Raw genomic sequence first — 19,799 nt, forward strand, 5'->3', positions numbered from 1 at the left:
GATGGTAGTGTGGGGCCTCCCCATGTGAGAGTAGGACACCGCCAGGCATCCAAATAAACAACCCCAGCCCAAAAGGCTGGGGTTTTTTATTTGCATCCCGCCCCATCCCCACCACCAAACCAACACAGTGCGCATAAAACATCCGAAGACATAGATTATTTAGGTATATCTAGCAATAAAGTTATATTTCAAACGCTGCGCTTTTATATTACTTTTAACGTAAAGATAGTGATAAAAATGAGTTAAAGGGGTTATAAATGAAAAAGACAAATCTTCTCGCCGTAACAATATCCAGCGTGCTTGCGACCTCAGGGTCTGCTGCAATTGCACAATCTAACTCAACATCAGCGGATGCCCAAGCTGAACGCATCACTGTCATTGGATCGCGTTTAAGTCAACGCACGGCTACCGATGGAACTGCGCCGGTGGATATTATTAGTGCTGAGGACCTGCAAGCATCAGGTATCACCGAAACGGCACGCGCGCTGCAATACGCGGTTCCAAGTTTTAACTTTCCTTCATCGTCCATTACCGATGGATCAGATGCTGTTCGTCCTGCTTCTTTACGCGGGTTATCACCGGACCATACGTTGGTTCTGATTAACGGTAAGCGACGTCACAGTAGTGCGTTGGTTCACCTCAACGGAACCACGGGTCGCGGGAGTTCGAATGTTGATTTAAACGCGATTCCAATTTCAGCGATTCAGCGTATCGAAGTACTACGTGATGGTGCCGCAGCACAGTATGGCTCTGACGCCATAGCAGGCGTTATTAACATCGTATTACGTAACCAAGATCAAGGGGGGGATGTCAGTATCACCGGTGGTCAAACTTACGAAGGAGACGGTGAGAATTTTAAAATTCAGGGCAGTACGGGTTTTCGCATAGGCCAAGCCGGCGCGTTGACTCTGTCTGCAGAGTATCACAATAAGAACCGCACCAATCGTGCTGGTTTAGACCCTCGTCAGCAGTACCCGTTGTTAGGTGATGGGTCGTTAGATCCTCGAGAAGACGAATTTAATCGTTTAAGCCACCACGTTGGTGATGCCGAGTTTGAGAACTTAGCGCTATTTGCTAACTTCACTTACCAATTAGCCAATGGTGAAATCTATAGCTTTGGTGGTGTGAGTGATCGGACATCGAAGTCGGGTGCATTTTATCGTCGTGCGTTGGATGACCGCAACCTGATCGAGGTTTACCCGGACGGCTTCTTACCGACTTTAGCGCCTGAGACTTCTGACGCATCCATAGTGACAGGGTATCGTTTCGGTTTAGGTACTTGGGATGCGGATATCAGCGTCGGTTATGGCGAAAGTTTATTTGAGTACCATTTAGAAAACAGTATTAACGCATCTCTAGGGCCAAACTCACCTCAGGAGTTTTTTGCTGGTGGATTACGCACCTCTGAACTTAGCGTTAGTGCAGAACTGACTCGTTTCTTCCAGTTCTACAATAACTCTGATATCGCAGTCGCGTTCGGGGTTAACTACCGTGAAAATGATTACAAAATTCGCGCAGGTGACGAAGCGTCTTATATTAATGGCGGTTTTGATGGACGTCCCGCAGGTAGCCAAGGCTTTACAGGATTCACCCCAGATTCTCAAATCACCGAATCACGTGACAATACAGGTTTGTACGTCGAACTTGAAAACGCGCTAACCGATGCGTTTCAATGGGGTGCGGCCTTGCGCTACGAAGACTATTCAGATTTTGGGGACAACGTAAGCTGGAAACTATCTGGTCGTTATCAATTTAATGATCAACTTGCAGCACGCGCAACCACCAATACCGGCTTTAGAGCGCCAAGTGTGCAGCAATTGTACTTCACCAATATCTCGACCCTATTCGTTAACCGAGACGGTGAGCTTGTGCCTGAGCAGTCAGGTACTTTCAACAATATTTCCGATGTCGCACAGGCATTAGACATTGGTGCGTTACAACCTGAAGAATCACAAAGCTATAGCTTGGGCCTGGTGTGGAATGGTTATAATGGCCTGTCTGTCACCATTGATGCATTCCAAATTGATATTGATGATCGCATCATTTTATCGTCATCGCTAATTCCTTCTGACTCGCCGGCTGTTGCGGCCGCGCTTGAGCAGGCAGGCGCTGATAATGCGCGCTTCTTTGTGAATGCGGTCGACACGACGACTCGAGGCGTCGATGTGGTGGTAGCGCAGCAGTTTGAGCTCAACGATTGGGGTAGCTTACGCGCGCAACTAGCGTATGGTTACAATCGAACTAGTGTAAATAATGTCGAGCTACCTGAAATACTTGGTGGTTTGGAAAACCGCCTATTTGATAATGTTGAGCGCACGCGGATGACTCGCTCGGTGCCACAGCACACTGGCACCATCGGTTTAACCCATAATTATGGCGCGTGGCAAACGCATTTAGCAGTAAGCTACTTTGGTGATTACATCATTGAGAATAATGCGGGCACTCGCACAACATTTTCAGGTAAATGGATTACTGACCTATCCACGCGTTATCGCTTCAATGATCAGTTAAGCGCACGTGTTGGGGTGCAGAACTTGTTTGACGTCTATCCAGACCGTCAACTGCCTGAAAACCAATTCAACGGTATTTTCTTGTACCCGAATACCAACGCGCCGTTTGGCTTCAATGGTGGCAGTTACTTCGCTGAGTTAAGCTACCGTTTCTAAGTCGCTTGCTCTCTGAACTAAAAAGCCCAGCCATTTCAATTGGCTGGGCTCTTTGTTTCAATGTGTCTATTCAGCTTGGTAATAGTTTAATTACTGCTGGATACCTTCAATAGAAAGATAGATTTCGATTTCCTCGGCTTCTGGGCCTAAGTCATAGTCAATGCCATAATCTGCAAGCTTGAATGTGTACGAGCCTTCAAAGCCGCGGCGCGTCATGCCCCAAGGATCTTCACCTGCACCTACTTGATCTATCTGAAACTCAATATTGTGGGTCACGCCACGTAAGGTGAAATCACCAGCCAATACGCCACCACCATTGCCATCAGGTGTGAAGCCCGTGCTTACGAAAGTAGACTGCGGGTAATTCGCTACGTCCAGGAAGTCGTCGCTGCGAAGGTGCTGGTCGCGCTCTTGGTGATTTGAATCAATGCTCGCAGTATCAATCACGACATTCACGCGTGCATTTTCTGGCGCTGATTCATCGTAGCTGAACGTGCCTTCAAATTCGTTAAAACGCCCAAGCAACCAGCTGTAGCCTAAATGGTTAATCTTAAACTGAATAAACGCGTGGGCGCCCTCAGTATCGATCACGTAGTCATTTGCCGATGCTAACGGGCTTGCAGCCATAGCGGCAACAGCCGCAGCAATTAAAGTTTTTTTCATGAGTAATCTCCTAGCGGGTGATTTATAACGTAATGCAAACAGTTTAGTCCTAAAATTTAAATATAAAATAGCTTTAAATAGCATTATTTTATCTATTACTTAGAAATATGATTTTCGCTGTCTTTGCGCAATATGGCACCCGCATGGGGGCGAATTTGAGTTAAAATAGGCGCATCACTTTTTCCTTTGCAGAACGTATGGTTGATTTAAAGGACAAGCACAGTTTCGCTTTGACGGCGTTTGCGCACCATGTACAGCGAGTACAAAGTAAAGCAGATATTGCGACTATCGAATGGCACCCGGACGCTTTCATTCTAGGTGCGGGGTCGAACACAGTATTTACCCACGACTTTTGCGGGCATCTGATCATTAACCAACTGCAAGGGTTTACGGTCGAGCGTAAGGACGCCTATTATCAGGTGACAATCGGGGCTGGGGAGGATTGGCATCAGTGTGTTGAGCGGTTGTTGGAGCAAGGCATCTTCGGGTTAGAGAACCTAGCGTTGATCCCAGGCAGTGTGGGCGCAGCCCCAGTGCAAAACATCGGTGCATACGGGGTTGAGGTCGCACAATTTATCGCCTGTGTGCGTGGCGTCGATTTACGCAGCCAAACTGCGTTTGAGCTTAGCCAAGATGCTTGTCAATTTGGCTATCGCACCAGCATATTTAAACAACCGGAATACGCGAGTTGGTTAATTACTGAAGTGGTATTCCACTTGCCCTTTAGTTGGCGGCCACACCTAGGATACCCTGATCTGGCGCACTTAGCTGAGGATGTCAGCGCTCGTGAGGTGTTTGATACCGTAGTGGAAGTGCGCAAGCGCAAGTTGCCTGACCCAAAGGTATTGCCAAATGCAGGCAGCTTCTTCAAAAACCCTGTTATATCAGCCACACAATGCCGCAAATTACGCCAGCGTTATCCTGACTTGCGTTACTTCGAGCTCCCGAATGGCGACTGTAAGCTTGCTGCCGCTTGGCTGATTGACCAAGCTGGGTTGAAGAGTCTGCGCGTTGGCGGTGCAGGGGTGCATCAGCGTCAAGCGCTAGTGCTGGTCAATAGTAATCAAGCCACTGGGCAGGATTTAATTCAACTTGCCCAACAAGTGCGCAAACAAGTTGAACAGCGCTTTAACGTGCGCCTCGAGCCTGAGGTTTTGTTGCTGGGAGAACGGGGGCATATCGAATTATGAAGAACAAATCGAATCGGATTGATGAACGTTTGATTGAGACCCTTGCCGATGGCCAGTTTCACTCAGGCCAGGCTTTGGCGGACGCCTTGGGCGTTAGTCGCACGGCTATCAATAAGCACATTGATAATTTAGATGCGCTACAACTCGATGTGTTTAGAGTTCACGGTAAAGGGTATCGACTCGCGCAACCGCTGCAGTTGCTGAAATTCGACTTAATTCGCGAGCAATTGCGGGAACATCAGGCGCCAATCTACTTGAAGCGCGTAACCAGCTCGACCCACGATGACTTAAAGCAACTGCTGGTGGATGCACCCGGTAAGACTCTCACCCCTGGCACTTGTGTTTTAGCGGAAATGCAGACCCGGGGGCGAGGGCGACGCGGCCGTACCTGGTTATCTCCCTTTGGTAGTAACCTCTATGCATCTTTTTATTGGCCGTTGCCAGAGGGGCTAAACAGCGCTTTAGGCTTGAGTGTGGCGGTAGGTTTACGCTTGGCGCAAATTCTTGAACAGGCAGGCATTCAAGGAGTCAGTGTTAAATGGCCTAATGATGTCTATATTCAAGGCGCGAAAGTGGCTGGGGTGCTAGTTGAGCTTGAAGGTGAGCCCACAGGTGAAGGACATGCTTTGATTGGTATTGGCTTGAATTTAAGTATGCCAGAGCGCTTTACCCAAAACATTGAACAACCCTATACGGACGTGCAAAAGCACCTAGACGCGCCGTTGAATCGACACCAATGGGCCGTTACTTTAATTCGTGGTGTCACAGATGTGCTGGAACAATTTCGCCGGCATGGGCTGGCAGACTTAGTCACCGAATGGCGGCGCCTGGACCACTTTTATAATCAGCCTGTAAATATTCTGCTTGGACAACATGTTCAACAAGGGGTAGGGCAAGGGATTGATAATTACGGGGCTTTACTTGTTCGTCAAGGTAGTGGATTAAAGCGCTATTTTGGCGGAGAAATTAGTATTAGGGCTAGACAATGAAGTTAGTTGAGCTTGGCAATACGCGTTGGAAGTTGGCAGATTATAATGATCAGCAACTGAAGTTTTTAGGCCATGGTATGGGTATTAATGACCTGCTGATGGTGCTTGAGCAAAGCCCTCAGACGCAGGTCTTGTTCTCTTCTGTGGCGAGTGAGGCATTGAACCAAGAGCTCCAACAGCGCTTAAGCATGGCGGGTATCACTTTCATGCAAGTGCACACTAAGCGAGATTTCGGTGATGTTGTGAATAGCTATCACCATTATCAGCGCCTTGGTGTTGATCGTTGGTTAGCAATTATCGCAGCCCATCATCATCATAAAGGTCACAGCGCTGTGATTGATGTCGGAACCGCGGTAACGTTTGACCTTGTGCATAAAGATGGCCGCCATCTGGGTGGTTGGATTGCACCCGGTTTGCATACGATGCAGGATGCGCTGGTGGCAAAAAGTCAGCGTATTAGTGCTCGCTTTGACGCCCCAAGTGTTGAACTGGGTCAGTGCACTGAAGACGGTCTTTATCTGGGCTGCAAGGCAGCTGTTGAAGGTTTCATTCAGCAGGCTCACCAGTATGTTCGTCAATCAATGGCGGAGCCCGTGCTGTGGCTATTTACCGGCGGCGGTTTGGACGGCCTTGATATTCGCGGTGTGCACAATGCTCAAATCCGACCGCACTTAGTGCTTGAAGGCCTGGCTGTGGTAGCTCGCGAACTACAAAATGCCTAAGCAGCATTTGGGATTGAAGTTTTGACCGCGCTGGTCGATAAAGTGAACAATACTTAATTTCGATGAACCCCAGAGGCACAACATGAAAGTAGCAGCTTTTGGCGTGGTGGCCGCGTTACTCATAAGCCAAGCACATGCAGGGCAAGGTGGCGTTAACCCTGAGCGCGCTGCTGAGGCAGCACAAAGGTCGGTGTTAACCGCAGGTCTCGAGGCTATTCAGTTATATTCTGACGACGATTTGGTGCGCATGATTCGTCGCAACACCCACTTGCAGCAAGTTCGTGACACGGACGACTGCCAACTGTATCAAGATATCCGCGCACAAGCCGAGATTGAGCGTCGTCCGGTGTACCAATTGCTGTATGGCGATATGCTCGCGTACGCAGTATGTTACGAGCGTGATGTAGCTCTTGGAGTTACTTATATGGAAGCTGCAGCTGCGCAAGGTATGCCAGAAGCGATTGAGCAGATGGGGCGTTACTATCATATTGGGCGTTTCGTGCAGCAGGATAAGCAACGGGCGTTGCTATATTTACGTGAAGCTGCGGCACTTGGCTATTTGCCGGCTCAGAAGCGCTTTGCTGATTTGCTTTTAGACGGTGTTGGCAGCCCGCTTGATTATGAAGCAGCGTACCATTACTTACATAATTCGGTTACCGCTAGCGCCCAAGACCACCGCGAAGTGCAGCAGCGCCTGCAGCGTTTAGCTGAGCGCATGCCACCACGTATCATTGAGCGTGCTCGTAGTCCTTTGGACGCATAGTGCGAGGTGAGGCAGGCTGCGCCTGCCGATAACCTACAGGCGCCTCACCAGGCTTAACTCACTTGGCTTATCTTACTTGGCTTAAGATAAGCGGCCTTTAAAGTCTTCATAGCTGAACTCGCGAACCAGTTCAAATTCACCATTACTGCGCAAAATACCAATGCTTGGATGCTCAACACCATTGAAGAAGGTTGTTTTGACCATGGTGTAATGCATCATGTCTTCAAAAACTAAACGATCACCGGCTTGTAGCGGCTGCTCGAAGCTCCAGTAGCCGATTACGTCACCAGCTAAGCAAGAATTACCGCCTAAACGATACGTGTGAGCTAACTCATCGGGCTCACCCGCCGCTGTTATTTTAGGGCGATAAGGCATTTCCAGCACGTCAGGCATATGCGCGGTGGCAGAAATATCTAAAATCGCGATTTGCCCAGCGTTCTCGACAATATCTACTACTTCACACACCAGTGGACCAGTTTGCCATGCGACCGCTGAACCTGGCTCTAAAATGACTTCAACGTCATAGGTTTCACGCAAACGTTTAAGTTGAGCGATTAAATGCTCGACATCATAGCCCTGACGCGTCATCAGGTGCCCGCCACCTAAGTTAATCCACTTAAGCTGATGCAAGTACTGCCCAAACTTTTGCTCAACCGCGGCAAGGGTACGTTCTAGTGCAAAGGAGTCACATTCGCATAGGTTATGCACGTGAAAGCCTTCAATTCCACTCAAGTCCTGACCTTCGAGCTGTTGACTCAGAATGCCAAGGCGCGAACCTGGCGCAGACGGATCGTACAACTCGGTATCGGCCTCAGGTTGCTCAGGATTGATACGAATACCTACCGATATACCAGCGTCTTTAGCCGCTGCCGCATAGCGTTGCCACTGGCTCAAGCTATTAAAAGAGATGTGATTGCAATGCTTCAAAATGCTTTGCATGTCCTTCTCTTTATAAGCAGGAGAGTAAGCATGCACTTCGCTGCCAAAGGTATCAGCGGCAAGCTCAGCTTCCCATGCTGAACTTGCTGTGCAGCCTTTCAAATACTGACTTACAAGAGGGAACGCGCTCCACATCGCAAACCCCTTCAGTGCCAAAATAATACTCGCGCCGCTCTCTTGCTGCACACGTTGCATCAGCTCAAGGTTAGCTTTCAGTTTGGCTTCGTCCAACACGTAGCACGGTGATGGAATACGCGGGTCCAAATAGGGGTTTGCCATGGATACTGCTCCTTACTAAATCGAACGAATTAACGCTTAAACGGGCTTTGCTCAACTTCTACAACTTGCCATGGCAAACCGTACTGGTTCAGACGGTCCATGAACTCATCTGGATCAAACTGTTCCATGTTCCAAACGCCAGGCTTCATCCACTTGCCTTGCAGCATAAGCGAAGCACCGATCATGGCAGGCACACCTGTGGTGTAAGATACCGCTTGAGCGCCCACTTCAGCATTACACTGGGCATGGTCACAGTTGTTGTAAATAAAGATAGTTTTCTCTTTACCGTCTTTGATACCCGTGATGTATGTTCCAATACAAGTAAGGCCTTCATAGCCTTCAGCCAGTGACCCTGGGTTTGGCAATACGGCTTTCAAGAACTCAAGCGGTGCAATTTGCTGGCCGTTGAAGTCAATTGGTGCAATTGACGTCATACCAATGCCTTCAAGCACGCGTAAGTGGTTTAAGTAGGCATCGCCAAACGTCATCCAGAAACGCGCGCGTTTCAGCGTTGGGAAGTGCTTAACCAGAGACTCAAGTTCTTCATGGAAAAGTAAGTAAGACGCACGCACACCGACGCCCGGGTAATCTAGATCTTCACGCACGCTGATTGGATCAGTTTCATGCCACTCACCATTTTCCCAGTATTTACCACGTTGGGTAATTTCACGGATATTGATCTCTGGGTTAAAGTTGGTCGCAAATGCCTGACCATGGTCACCACCGTTACAATCGACGATATCTAAGTAGTGAATTTCGTCAAAATAATGCTTCGCCGCATAAGCGGTAAATACGTTGGTAACGCCTGGGTCAAAGCCGCTACCTAACAACGCCATTAGTCCCGCTTGTTTGAATTTATCGTGATACGCCCACTGCCATGAGTACTCAAATTTGGCCTCGTCTTTTGGCTCGTAATTGGCTGTATCTAAGTAATGCACGCCAGTCTCTAAACAAGCGTCCATAATGGGTAAGTCTTGGTAAGGTAGTGCCACGTTGATCACTAAGTCAGGCTTAACTTGATTGATTAAGCTCACTAGCTCTGCGACATTGTCAGCGTCCACTGCGTAAACACCGACCACGCGGTCTTTGCCAACTTCTTGTTGCAGCTTTTCACATTTAGATACGGTACGCGATGCCAAATGAATTTCGCTGAAGTACTCTGGCAACATTGCGCATTTTTTGACTACAACGCCGCTTACGCCGCCGGCGCCGATAATTAAAACTCTAGACATGATGAAACCCTTTTTTACTGGTTAAACGCGTGTCGCTGAATGAAAAAGTGGGCGCGATTTTGCCTGCGCCCACTTGCTTTTGCAATGCTTGATTCAAGGTATTGCGGTTAAATTAGATGATTGTGCTTGGCTTTGCAATGCCTGCGGCTTTAGCTCTAAGCCAAGTGCTTGATATAAAAAGGCCCATTGCTCTGCCGCTTGTTCTATTTGCAACCAAATTGGAGAGCCAGCGCCATGGCCCACTGCATCCCAAGTGCGCAATAAAATCGGCGCATCGCAATGTTGTGCATATTGGAGGCTAGCGGCAAACTTGTAGCTGTGCCAGGGCGCGACGCGGTTGTCAGCGGCGCCTGTGGTGATCAAAGTCGCTGGGTAACAGCCTGGCTTATCTACGTTATGCAGAGGTGAATAGGCTCGAAGTGCGGCGAACATATCGGGGTCGGTAGCAATCCCAAAGTCACTTTGCCATGACCGAGCGTTCGCGCTACTAGTATGGTATCTGAGCATGTCGAATACACCGACATCGGGTAGTGCGGCTGCAAATAAGTCAGGTGCTTGAATCATCAGAGCGCCGACGAGTAAGCCGCCGTTACTGCGGCCACTAATCGCCAAGCGCTGAGGCTGAGTGTATTGGTTGTCAATTAACCAGCGTGCCGCGTAAATCGCATCATCGAACACTTGCTGTTTATTGGCTTGGGTGCCACCAAGATGCCAATCGCGCCCGTACTCACCGCCGCCTCGTAAATTAGGTACTGCTAACACACCACCACGTTCGACCCAAGCTATCCAATGTGGGTTGAATCTTGGTGTGAGCGCAATATTAAAGCCGCCATAGCCGTACAATAGCGTTGGGGTGTTGCCCTGCAACTGCAGGTCTTTGCGATGGACCAAAAACATCGACACCGGCTCGCCGTCAGAACTGGTGTACCACACTTGGCGAGTGGTTAATTTGTCTAAACGCGCGGGGGGCTGAGGAGTGTCTAACTGGGTGAATTCAGCATGGTCAATTTGGTAGTGCCAGACGCTGGCAGGTTGCGTGAACGACTCAACTTCAATAAAAGCCTCTAAATGTTCGGCGCCGCCCGTAATCGCGTGGACCGTGCTCATTGGCGCTATTGGCAACTGTTGTTGGTGCCGACCATGCGCGCTATACACGTCAACGCGCGATTGCGCTTGCTCTAAACGATGCACGAAAAAGCGTCCGCCGATATAAGCCACGTCACGAATCGCTGCATCGCCATCGCTCTCTATTAATGTTTGCCAATGGCTAGCTTCAGGACGATTCATATCTACGGCAATAACGCGGCCATTGGGGGCCTCGGCGGTGGTATGAAAAAATAGCAGGTTCGCGTCACTGGCGATGAATTCATAGCGGCCGTCTAATTGATTAATAATCGGCTGCCAGCGCGCACCTGGTTGATTGATATCTAAGACGTGTATGGCATTTGCATCAAACCCATGCTCCACACGAGCGAGTAAAAATCTCCCATCTGAGGTCATGTGGGGGTAAGGGTTGGCCGCTGAAAAGCGGCTCAAGTCGTAAATATTGCGGTCATTGCGTTGCGCGCTATTCAGACGGTGAAAGTAAATTGCTACTGGCTGATTGTCGTCAGGTTCGCCAGCAGGGGTGTCAGGGTAGCGGCTGTAGTAAAATCCGCTGGCATCTGGAAGCCAAGCTAACGGCGTGAATTTAACGCCACGAATGACATCGTTAAGGTCTTGCCCGGTGTGCATATCGCGCACACGCCATTCCACCCAATCCGATCCTTGTTCGGCAACCGCATACGCTAAATAGTCGGCATTTGGACTGACCGATATATCGGCTATTGCGGTAGTACCGTCGGTACTTAATTGGTTGCCGTCGAGTATTCGTTGCGGAACCGCATCTAAATGCTCAAGCAAATATATGGCATTTTGATTCTGCAAGCCGTTATTTTGCCAGTACACATAGCGCTGCCCGTAGCGAGTGGGTGCACTTTGGCGCGGGAAATTCCATAACTGAGTTAACCGCTGTTTAATTCTTGGCTGAAAACCGTGTTCAGCTTGCTGCTGACTAAAAAATTGGTCGGTCAACGCGTTTTGCGCGTCAACCCATTGCTGCGTCGCAGGGTGTTCAGTGGCTTCAAGCCAACGATACGGGTCAGCCACCGTAGTTCCATGATAGTCGTCCGTTGCGTCTGAGCGGGAGGTGTAGGGGTATTGTATGCTTGTCTCTTCCACCGTGGGCTCAGGTGCTTCTACCACCGTACAGTGGGTTAAGCTAACAGCGAGCGCTGATGCCGCCAAGATACTTGCAAACCTTGGATTCAGACGACCAAGTAGATGCTGAGCGGGGAATGACAACGGATGGAGCTGCGACTTCTTATTCATGATAGGCAATAAACCAAACAAATCTTTATCAGCTGCTACTATATCGTCATGTGCAAGGCTAAACAAATTTGGCGCACTTTTTCATGTAATTGGCGGCGTCCAGTGACACCTTGTTGGCGTTTAAACTCGGCGTCTAATGGCAAATCACACAGTGCATAGCGTAAGCAAGGTTGAGCATTGAGATTTGGCTTCAGTACTTGCAGCAGCGTCATTCGTGCGTTGGCAAAGTCCAGGTGCTTGGCACAAAAGCCTTGTAAGCGCGCGCTTGCCCAGTTGTGGTAAGCCTCCATGCTGATATTCGGTAATTCAGCGAGGGAAGCGACATATTCATCACTTAGCTGATACAGCACAGCAGCGGCCTCGAATTCATACGCAAAGGCTGCAGCCCATAGCGTCACACGGTCACGCCAGTTTGGAGCAATGCAATGAAGCATCACTAACGAGTGACGAGCTGTTGTGCTATCAAGCTTGCTGCCAATACGTACGGGTAGAAAGTCATGTCGACGCCAGAATCGATTAATCGCAGGTGCGCTTGCGAAGCTTGTTCCCACCGCCACGTAGTGACGCTTGTGTGCTGCCGTAAGTAAATGGCGCAGCAGTGCGCTACCCAGGCCTTGCTGTTGTAGCGGCACTGCTACCGCAATACGCACGACTCGAAGCCAAAGCAAGGTGGCAAGCTCTGGGTCTTGCATATAGTAGCTCAAGCTTTGTGCCAGCAGGTTGCCGGGGGGGCGACGTCGCCCCATCGTCACTTGCTCGCTTATTTCGATATCAAGCTGACCCTCTTCACTCAGCCAAGCCACCGCAGTCACCTGTTGCATGTCGGTGTCAGCGAACTGGATACATAATTGTTGGTTTGGGGAATCAAGCAATTGCTTCAGATCATTCGGGCTGGTTTGATAGTGCGCATCCATGAGCAACGCAAAGCACTGGCTAAGAAGGGGTTCGCTCAAAGTGCTCGCGTGACACCACATATAATGACACGGCGCTGTGCTTGCATCCTTGGCGCTGATATCAGGCTGCGCAGTCGGGCGTAAAAGTAAGACTTGGTGTAACCATGTTTCAAGTGGGCAACCTTGGGCGAAGCGTTGGGGCGCCACCAAGCTCAGTTGTTGCATAGCTGGGTATTGATGTTTGAGTTGACGGCAAAAGTTCAGCAAAAAGCCGCGGCCACAGGTTTCATAACCCTCATTGGTAGTGGCCATGATGACGCCTGGATAACGCTGAACAATTTGTGCCAGTATATTTGCGGGCAAACTGGCGGCTTCATCCACAATCACAATCCCTTCTTGTCTGGCACCAGTGGCCAATGCGTCAGGCGCGACAAAGCGATATTGTTGCGCTGCGATAGCATCTAATGCTTGCAGCTGGCGCTTCGACGGCGCGCACACGACCACGGGTCGATTTAACTCCGCTAAGCGTTGCACCAGCACACCTAACACGGTGGACTTACCACGCCCACGCGCAGCTGACAGTAACGCCGGAGCTGTCAATGAATGGGTATGAATATGCGCAGTTAACGCCTCCAGGACGTCCTGTTGCTCTAAGGTAAGCTCAATAGTTTGGGTTTGTGGCGCCTTGACGGTCAAATTGCTGAGATCAGTATGCGCGCAAGCGCTGGGGCACACCCAATGCAATGACCAAAGCGGTGGCAGGTAGCTGGTCAGGCGTGTAATAAAAGCATTTGTTTGGCTTGGAACAACGCATACGGCAACCCCACCACCTTGTACAATTTGCACCGCTGCGGCTAAGGCGTCAGCGTGTAGATCGTGGCGCATATCGACCACCACCAGAGTTTGGCTTTGGCCTAAATGTTCGCGATATCGATTCAAAGCGCCTGTTAATACTAAGGCTTCGGTTGGCCAGCTAAACTCAACCTCAGGCTCAGCTTGAATAACAGCAAGGCCGCGCCAGCGAGTGGCAGCGGCCTTGTCAATTAACGCTTGCAGGCGCGTATGCATCTGCATGTGTCGGCTTAGAACAGCGGGGCAGCGAAGAAAATGCTTGCCACGGTATTGATAAATACCAGCGCTAAAATGACTGGAATAAAGGTACTCAACGAAAAGCTAATGTAGCGCTTTAACAAGCTTTGGCTGTAACTACGATTTCCCTCAGCAAGGGCTTCATGGAAAGAAGCCTGCTTCCAGCGCCAGACTACAAATAGACAGATAAGTAGCCCGTTGAGTGGTAATACAGTGTCATAAAATACGTCGTAAATGACATCAAAGAACGACTGAGAACCACCGCCGTAGCTCACGAAATTGGTGAAAAATGAGATCATGCCGAATGAGGCAATGGCGATAAGTGTCAGTGAACCCATGGTCAGAGCCAACAAGCCTAATGCGCGTTTGCGGCTGATATTGTACTTGCGCACTATGGTGGACGTCGGCACTTCAATAATCGATACCAGTGATGTAATTGCTGCGAAAAATACCAGCAAGAAGAATACTGCCGCGACGGCGCTGGCGCCTCCATACCCTAAGGTATCCTGCAGCGCTAAGAAGATTTGAGGCAAGAAAGTGAATATCATCGCCACCGACGATTCATTTAAGTTCTCCGGGTTAGTGTCGGGGTTAAATACAAAGATAGCTGGCAGAATCATTAAGCCAGCAACAAAAGCGACCAGCGAGTCGGCGACCGCGACTAGCTTAGCCGAGCCGACTAAATCATCACGTTGACGGAAGTACGAACCGTAGGTGATTAATATACCCATGCCCAATGACAGCGAGAAGAACGCTTGCGATAAAGCGCCGCTAATCACATCGCCATCTACCTGCGAGAAATCTGGCACCAGGAAGAAACGCACGCCGGTCCATGCGTTATCTAAGGTCAGGACAAATGCCACCAGGCCAAGCAACATAACGAATAAGGATGGCATTAAAATACGCGATGCACGCTCAATTCCTTTGCGCACGCCGCCGACTAAAATAACGTGGACAATGGCTGCTACCACCACTAAGTATGCGAATACGGAATAATTATTTATAAAGGTACCGAAGTAGTCTGGATTGGCCAGCGTATCAAGATTTCCCATCACGGTTTGCAGCAAATAGCCGAGGATCCAAACGGTAATTACCATATAAAACACCCCTATCATAAAGGGAGTCAATACAGCCAACCAACCAGCGAAGCGCCATGGGCTTTTGCTGCCAGCAATTGCGGGGTATGCACCTTGCGGGTCAAGCTGAGTTTTACGGCCTAGGTTCATCTCAGCGAGCATAACGGGTAGACATATAAAGGCGACAAAGGCAGCGTAAATCACCAGGAAAGCACCGCCACCACCTTTGGTGGCGGCAACCGGGAAGCCGACCATATTACCGATGCCGACGGCCGAGCCTGCAGCTGCCAATACAAAACCTAACTTGGAGCTAAAATGTTCCCGTTCCGCGTTCATAAGGGTCCTTTTGTTGTTATCTTTTTAGAAGGTGGCAACGGTTATATCAGGTTTTGTAGCTTGGCGGCAAATCCGAGCAGTTCAACGGCTGGAAACATAAGTCGACAGGCTGGCACTGGCGAGTGACCCACTAGCTGCTATCTTTATAGGCCTGAGATTAAGTGAGTGGAATGTATGCGTTTATCGGTCAAGTTAGTCGTGGTGTTTGCGCTCGTCGGTGTGGTTGGGTTGTGGCTCGTCAATATTCTATTGATGAATGCGATTCCAACTCCGAAGCGGCTGACGCAAGGGCTTGAAGTGAACTATTCGGTCAGTGACGCTGAGTTTGCCAGATCATTGCAGGCCTTCGCGCAGCTGCCTGTTGCATCGGGCAATGCATTGACCCACCTTGAAGACGGTGAAGCGATATATGCTGCAAAGATAGCAGCGATTGAAAATGCGCAATACTCAGTGACATTCGAAGTGTACGAGTTTTATGGCGATCGCGCGGCTAAGCCGATGGCTGAGGCCTTTGCACGTGCTGCACAGCGTGGGGTGGCTGTTCACGTGTTACTGGATTTCGTTGGCTCAGTACGTGCTGACAATGACTGGTTCGTGATGATGGAAGATGCGGGTGTGAACCTCCATCGCTACCATGCTCCGAGTTGGTACAACTTAACTAATTTGAACTATCGAACGCACCGCAAAATTATGGTGATTGACGGGCGCATAGGGTTTGTGGGGGGCGCTAACGTCGGTAATGATTGGATAGCAGAAGACGGATTTAGCTTCCGTGACCATCATTTTCGAATTGAAGGGCCAGTGGTGAGCTCCATTCAAGCAGTTTTCTCGGATAACTGGCTTAATGCCACTGGCGTATTGCTCGAGGGGCAGCGTTATTATCCTGAGCTCGACGAAGTCGGTGACGTAACATTACAGATGGTCAAAAGCTCGCCGAGTGAAGGCCATCATCGCATTCGCGCACTGAAACTGTATGCCCTAGCCGCTGCAGAGCAAAGTTTTACCGCCACCACAGCGTATTTTTATCCGGACGATACCTTCTTAGAGGCAATCCTTGAGGCACGTGAACGTGGTGTTGAAGTCAGAATCCTATTGTCTGGCGAAGAAATGGATAAAGGCTTTGTGCGTAATGCGGGGGTAAACCGCTGGCGCGACATCCTAGCTGCTGGGGTCGAAATCTATAAGTATGACGAGGCCATGTACCATGCTAAGTTTTTAATTGTCGATGAAACCTGGTCGACGTTTGGCTCGAGTAATTTAGATAACCGCTCGTTTCGAATTAATGATGAAGCAAACTTACTGGTTTGGTCGCCAGACTTCACTCGTGAGCTGCTCGACATTGTGCAGCAAGACATGCGTGTGGCCTTGAGGTTTACCTTGGATGATTGGCATCAGCGCTCGTGGTATGTGCGTATGTACGGGCGTATCGCGTCCATCTTTGGTGCGCATTATTAAATAAACGTGCTGTGTTGCCTTAGCTTGGTATAACTTGGCGTTGCAGCCAGCTACGCAGACCAAAACCAACAATCGGGCACGCGGCCATAATGCCAACCATGGCTAACGGCGAACCGTCGCCAATAAAGCCCACTAAAGCGCCTGATACCGCGCCGAGAGTAAAGCCACTGGCACTGATTAACGCCGTCGCAGTGGCGGCGCTGTGCGGGAAAAAGTCCGTCGCGCTAGACATGCCATTGGCCACGATAAGCCCCTGCATGCCAATAAATAGCATGACCAAAGGCACCAGTGCCCACAGCTCTAGCGGTAGCCAAATTAGGCTAACGACCATGCAAATGCCCATGATGATTTGTATCAATTGTCCAAAGGCTAAAATGCGCTTGGCGCTGTAACGGCGCAATAAGCGAATATTAAGCTGATTGGCTAAGGTTAGGGTGACAATATTGGCGCCGAATAAGAATGGGTACAACTGCTCGCTCGCACCAAAGTAGCCCATGTACACACCCGGTGAACCGGTGATGAAAGCAAACATACCAGCGTTTGCCATCGCAACAGAAAAAAGAAAGGCGAGTGCAGGTCGACTTTTTAACACGCCTAGATAGCGCTTAACTGGGTTGACCATGCTCACTTGGGCTTGGTTCTGCGTTTCAGGTAAGTGACGACGTAGCACCAGAAGTAGAATCACAGCGTAGGTAAATAAAAACAAGAAAATGGCGCGCCAATCAGCGAATAGCAGTAAAAAACTCCCAATAAAAGGCGCGGCTAGCGGCGCTATCATCAAGATAGTGACAATTTGTGACAGCACTTGCGCGCTTTCTTGCCCTGAGTAACGGTCACGCACCATCGCCATGGTGTTGACAACCCCCATGCCGCCGCCGAATGCCTGCAGCAAACGCCCCAGCCATAGCATTTCTACTTGTGTGCCGAATGCGGTAATTAAACTACCAAGCATAAACAAGCTGAGGCCAATTAAAATAGTAAGGCGGCGACCATGGCGGTCTGAAAAGGGTCCACCGAATAATTGCCCCGCTGCGAAGCCAAGTAAAAACAAACTGAGTGTCAGTTCAATTTGGTGCAAAGAGGTATCAAAATGTTCGGCCATCATCGGTATAGCCGGTAAGTACGCGTCAATAGCTAAGGGGCCAAGGGCAACGAGCGCAGCAAGCATCCAAGCGAAGCCGCGAATGGGGGCAAGGGGAGTAGCGGTGAAACTTTGCTGGGTCAAATAGCGCCTCTTTGTGGTCACGTCTTCAGCGAGCTGTCTAGTATACCTGATAGCTGGGTCAAGGTTTAGCGTCGTGACTTGCTACGATCACTGAAAACTCTTTACACAACTGACCCCTTGATAGACTTTCCGCGTCGCCTCTGGCATGCTTGCGCGCAAATAATTAGCTTGCTTCAAGGTGTTATTATGAGTGATATCCCTAATTGTCCTGCCTGTGGCAGTGAATACGCCTACCAAGATGGCGCATTATTCGTTTGTCCAGAGTGCGCACATGAGTGGTCGGGGACTGAGCAAGCTGTAGCGGATGACGCTAGCCAGGTTCGTGATGCCAATGGTAACGTGTTACAGGACGGTGACACTGTCACTGTGATTAAAGATTTGAAAGTGAAAGGCTCGTCACTGGTGGTCAAAGTTGGCACTAAAGCCAAGAACATCCGCTTAGTTGATGGCGACCATGATATCGACTGTAAGGTTGATGGCATTGGCCCGATGAAGCTTAAATCTGAGTTCGTCAAAAAAGCTTAAAGTTGCCAACTTTGCATCTCGTAGAGTCGCGACACGCAACGTTCAAAGGGTATTTTTAAGGCGCGCCCCTGATACAGCATTTCGGGGCGCGTTGCTGCGGGCGCATGCGGTGTGTCGACTGTGTGGATCAATAACAAGCACCGCGTGTCGTAACATTCGTCCACTAGCGCCATAAAGCGGCGCGCTTGATTATCAAAGGCGCTCTGCAAATCTGCTTTGATTGTCTCACGTTGATACTCATCTTCAATACCTTGCACACTATGTGCTAGCGCGACAAAGCTAAAGCTCGGAACATGAGTCACCACAAGTACCTGATGTTCCTCCGCCAACTGCATATAGTCACGTTGGCTGCGGGGGCCGTCGCAAAGCATATCAAAGTCAAATACGGCACTACTTTGGTTGCGCCCTCGGCAGGTTAACTGACGGCCTTGCACCGTTAGCTGTGTCGTTCGCTGCAATGGGCCTGTTTGGGCACTAAGCCAGTCAAGTAGCGGTTGTTGTTGGCGACTGAAATAGGGCAGTGATTGGGGTTCATGCTGGCGCCGGTAATCGACTTCTCCATTCAGTTCTAGTACGGCGCAATTCGTTTTTATCAGGTCAATCGCGGGCAAAAAGCGGTCACGTTGCAAGCCATTACGATAGAGCGCGTCGGGGGCAATATTGGAAGTTGTCACCAGCACCACCTTATGCTCGAATAAATGCCGCCACAGCGTGCCTAGCAACATTGCATCACCAATGTCTTCTACCATGAATTCGTCGAGACAAATGACTTTGTATTGCCGCGCCCAAGCTTGAGCTAAGCGTTCAAGCGGGTTGTCCTGACCACTCAGATGATGTAACTCGGCGTGAACCTTGCGCATGAAATGATGAAAATGAAGGCGGATCTTCTGCTCTATACCTAGTTGCTGATAAAAATTGTCCATCAGCATACTTTTACCGCGCCCAACTGGGCCGAACAGGTAGACGCCTTGCGTAGTCGCGCTACTGGCATCGTCAATCGTTGGGCTGGATAAGGCCTGTTGCAGGGCGTTTAAATAGCGTAACGCGCGGGCTTGACTAGGGTCTGGCGTGTGCGGCAATGTTATCATCTGGCGAGTTTACAACCTTCTGCTAAGCTTATGAATAATTATCAAGCATTTAACCATGACGGAGCAGCTTCAATATGGCTACAAAATTAACTTGGGTGTTAGCAGCTGGATTAAGTAGCGTACTTTTGGCCGCGTGCACCACTACGATGTCAGAGGCAGAGCGTGACGCTTTGATGGCTGAATGTCAGCTTATCAATGACGACGATGAGCGCCGCGCTTGCCTTGAGCGTTTGGCTATCGGGGAGCCAAACGAACCTATGCCTGAACCGCGTAATACGCCGGTTAACTATTAAGTAAAT

The 19,799-nt window shown here is 49.7% G+C and carries 16 protein-coding genes; 8 read left to right on the top strand and 8 right to left on the bottom strand.

Annotated elements, in window-relative coordinates; genetic code table 11:
* Positions 1-257 precede the first annotated feature (257 nt).
* Entirely contained in the window at positions 258-2,666 is a 2,409-nt protein-coding gene (locus tag CWE07_RS12255) for a TonB-dependent receptor plug domain-containing protein (protein ID WP_111570438.1), read from the top strand.
* Positions 2,667-2,756: 90 nt separating this feature from the next.
* On the opposite strand, the gene CWE07_RS12260 is transcribed toward CWE07_RS12255, so the two are convergent.
* On the bottom strand, positions 2,757-3,329 hold the full coding sequence (locus CWE07_RS12260; protein ID WP_111570439.1) for a YceI family protein: 573 nt from the start codon (positions 3,327-3,329) through the stop codon (positions 2,757-2,759).
* A 197-nt stretch (positions 3,330-3,526) separates the two neighbouring features.
* Here CWE07_RS12260 and murB point away from each other — a divergent pair, with 197 nt between their 5' ends.
* From murB to CWE07_RS12280, 4 genes are all read left to right on the top strand, one after another.
* The gene (gene murB / locus CWE07_RS12265) at positions 3,527-4,519 is read left to right on the top strand and encodes a UDP-N-acetylmuramate dehydrogenase (RefSeq protein WP_111570440.1); all 993 of its coding nucleotides are present in this window, start codon (positions 3,527-3,529) and stop codon (positions 4,517-4,519) included.
* Positions 4,516-5,508: a bifunctional biotin--[acetyl-CoA-carboxylase] ligase/biotin operon repressor BirA gene (birA, locus tag CWE07_RS12270; protein WP_111570441.1), complete on the top strand. Its 993-nt coding sequence runs from the start codon at positions 4,516-4,518 to the stop codon at positions 5,506-5,508. Before murB ends, birA begins: the two co-directional genes overlap by 4 nt.
* The gene (locus CWE07_RS12275; protein WP_111570442.1) at positions 5,505-6,230 is read left to right on the top strand and encodes a type III pantothenate kinase; all 726 of its coding nucleotides are present in this window, start codon (positions 5,505-5,507) and stop codon (positions 6,228-6,230) included. The genes birA and CWE07_RS12275 overlap by 4 nt, the downstream gene beginning before the upstream one ends.
* 82 nt (positions 6,231-6,312) lie before the next feature.
* Positions 6,313-6,993 carry a tetratricopeptide repeat protein gene (locus CWE07_RS12280; RefSeq protein ID WP_241974139.1) on the top strand — a complete coding sequence of 227 codons (681 nt, stop codon included), beginning with the start codon at positions 6,313-6,315 and terminating at the stop codon, positions 6,991-6,993.
* 81 nt (positions 6,994-7,074) lie between these two features.
* Here the strand turns inward: CWE07_RS12280 and nspC are convergent, their stop codons facing one another.
* The 5 genes from nspC to CWE07_RS12305 form a co-directional block, all read right to left on the bottom strand.
* A complete protein-coding gene (nspC, locus tag CWE07_RS12285; protein WP_111570443.1) occupies positions 7,075-8,211 on the bottom strand; it encodes a carboxynorspermidine decarboxylase in 1,137 nt (378 codons plus the stop codon).
* A 29-nt stretch (positions 8,212-8,240) separates the two neighbouring features.
* Positions 8,241-9,443 carry a saccharopine dehydrogenase family protein gene (locus CWE07_RS12290; protein WP_111570444.1) on the bottom strand — a complete coding sequence of 401 codons (1,203 nt, stop codon included), beginning with the start codon at positions 9,441-9,443 and terminating at the stop codon, positions 8,241-8,243.
* A 93-nt stretch (positions 9,444-9,536) separates the two neighbouring features.
* Positions 9,537-11,813 carry a prolyl oligopeptidase family serine peptidase gene (locus tag CWE07_RS12295; RefSeq protein ID WP_126819011.1) on the bottom strand — a complete coding sequence of 759 codons (2,277 nt, stop codon included), beginning with the start codon at positions 11,811-11,813 and terminating at the stop codon, positions 9,537-9,539.
* 38 nt (positions 11,814-11,851) lie between these two features.
* Entirely contained in the window at positions 11,852-13,780 is a 1,929-nt protein-coding gene (locus CWE07_RS12300) for a tRNA(Met) cytidine acetyltransferase TmcA domain-containing protein (RefSeq protein ID WP_111570446.1), read from the bottom strand.
* An 8-nt stretch (positions 13,781-13,788) separates the two neighbouring features.
* Complete coding sequence (locus CWE07_RS12305; protein ID WP_111570447.1) at positions 13,789-15,207, bottom strand: sodium-dependent transporter; 1,419 nt, start codon at positions 15,205-15,207, stop codon at positions 13,789-13,791.
* 174 nt (positions 15,208-15,381) lie between these two features.
* On the opposite strand from CWE07_RS12305, the gene CWE07_RS12310 reads away from it, so the two are divergent.
* Positions 15,382-16,662: a phospholipase D-like domain-containing protein gene (locus CWE07_RS12310; RefSeq protein ID WP_111570448.1), complete on the top strand. Its 1,281-nt coding sequence runs from the start codon at positions 15,382-15,384 to the stop codon at positions 16,660-16,662.
* Between the two features lie 19 nt (positions 16,663-16,681).
* Here CWE07_RS12310 and CWE07_RS12315 read toward each other — a convergent pair whose 3' ends face one another.
* On the bottom strand, positions 16,682-17,887 hold the full coding sequence (locus CWE07_RS12315) for a multidrug effflux MFS transporter (protein ID WP_241974140.1): 1,206 nt from the start codon (positions 17,885-17,887) through the stop codon (positions 16,682-16,684).
* 186 nt (positions 17,888-18,073) lie between these two features.
* Between CWE07_RS12315 and CWE07_RS12320 the strand changes: the two genes are divergently transcribed.
* The gene (locus tag CWE07_RS12320; protein ID WP_111570449.1) at positions 18,074-18,412 is read left to right on the top strand and encodes a zinc ribbon domain-containing protein YjdM; all 339 of its coding nucleotides are present in this window, start codon (positions 18,074-18,076) and stop codon (positions 18,410-18,412) included.
* Here CWE07_RS12320 and zapE read toward each other — a convergent pair.
* Positions 18,409-19,500: a cell division protein ZapE gene (gene zapE, locus CWE07_RS12325; RefSeq protein ID WP_111570450.1), complete on the bottom strand. Its 1,092-nt coding sequence runs from the start codon at positions 19,498-19,500 to the stop codon at positions 18,409-18,411. The two genes, CWE07_RS12320 and zapE, sit on opposite strands and share 4 nt — an antisense overlap.
* A 74-nt stretch (positions 19,501-19,574) precedes the next feature.
* Between zapE and CWE07_RS12330 the strand changes: the two genes are divergently transcribed.
* Entirely contained in the window at positions 19,575-19,793 is a 219-nt protein-coding gene (locus tag CWE07_RS12330; protein ID WP_111570451.1) for a hypothetical protein, read from the top strand.
* Positions 19,794-19,799: the final 6 nt, after the last annotated feature.

Origin of the sequence: Aliidiomarina maris, from assembly GCF_003987335.1 — a bacterium.
Taxonomy (GTDB): Bacteria; Pseudomonadota; Gammaproteobacteria; order Enterobacterales; family Alteromonadaceae; genus Aliidiomarina; species Aliidiomarina maris.

Excerpts from the sequence above, each read along its gene's own strand:
- CWE07_RS12255 (WP_111570438.1), top strand. The coding sequence starts at position 258 with ATGAAAAAGACAAATCTTCTCGCCGTAACAATATCCAGCGTGCTTGCG.
- CWE07_RS12260 (WP_111570439.1), bottom strand. The coding sequence starts at position 3,329 with ATGAAAAAAACTTTAATTGCTGCGGCTGTTGCCGCTATGGCTGCAAGC.
- murB (WP_111570440.1), top strand. The coding sequence starts at position 3,527 with ATGGTTGATTTAAAGGACAAGCACAGTTTCGCTTTGACGGCGTTTGCG.
- birA (WP_111570441.1), top strand. The coding sequence starts at position 4,516 with ATGAAGAACAAATCGAATCGGATTGATGAACGTTTGATTGAGACCCTT.
- CWE07_RS12275 (WP_111570442.1), top strand. The coding sequence starts at position 5,505 with ATGAAGTTAGTTGAGCTTGGCAATACGCGTTGGAAGTTGGCAGATTAT.
- CWE07_RS12280 (WP_241974139.1), top strand. The coding sequence starts at position 6,313 with ATGAAAGTAGCAGCTTTTGGCGTGGTGGCCGCGTTACTCATAAGCCAA.
- nspC (WP_111570443.1), bottom strand. The coding sequence starts at position 8,211 with ATGGCAAACCCCTATTTGGACCCGCGTATTCCATCACCGTGCTACGTG.
- CWE07_RS12290 (WP_111570444.1), bottom strand. The coding sequence starts at position 9,443 with ATGTCTAGAGTTTTAATTATCGGCGCCGGCGGCGTAAGCGGCGTTGTA.
- CWE07_RS12295 (WP_126819011.1), bottom strand. The coding sequence starts at position 11,813 with ATGAATAAGAAGTCGCAGCTCCATCCGTTGTCATTCCCCGCTCAGCAT.
- CWE07_RS12300 (WP_111570446.1), bottom strand. The coding sequence starts at position 13,780 with ATGCAGATGCATACGCGCCTGCAAGCGTTAATTGACAAGGCCGCTGCC.
- CWE07_RS12305 (WP_111570447.1), bottom strand. The coding sequence starts at position 15,207 with ATGAACGCGGAACGGGAACATTTTAGCTCCAAGTTAGGTTTTGTATTG.
- CWE07_RS12310 (WP_111570448.1), top strand. The coding sequence starts at position 15,382 with ATGCGTTTATCGGTCAAGTTAGTCGTGGTGTTTGCGCTCGTCGGTGTG.
- CWE07_RS12320 (WP_111570449.1), top strand. The coding sequence starts at position 18,074 with ATGAGTGATATCCCTAATTGTCCTGCCTGTGGCAGTGAATACGCCTAC.
- zapE (WP_111570450.1), bottom strand. The coding sequence starts at position 19,500 with ATGATAACATTGCCGCACACGCCAGACCCTAGTCAAGCCCGCGCGTTA.
- CWE07_RS12330 (WP_111570451.1), top strand. The coding sequence starts at position 19,575 with ATGGCTACAAAATTAACTTGGGTGTTAGCAGCTGGATTAAGTAGCGTA.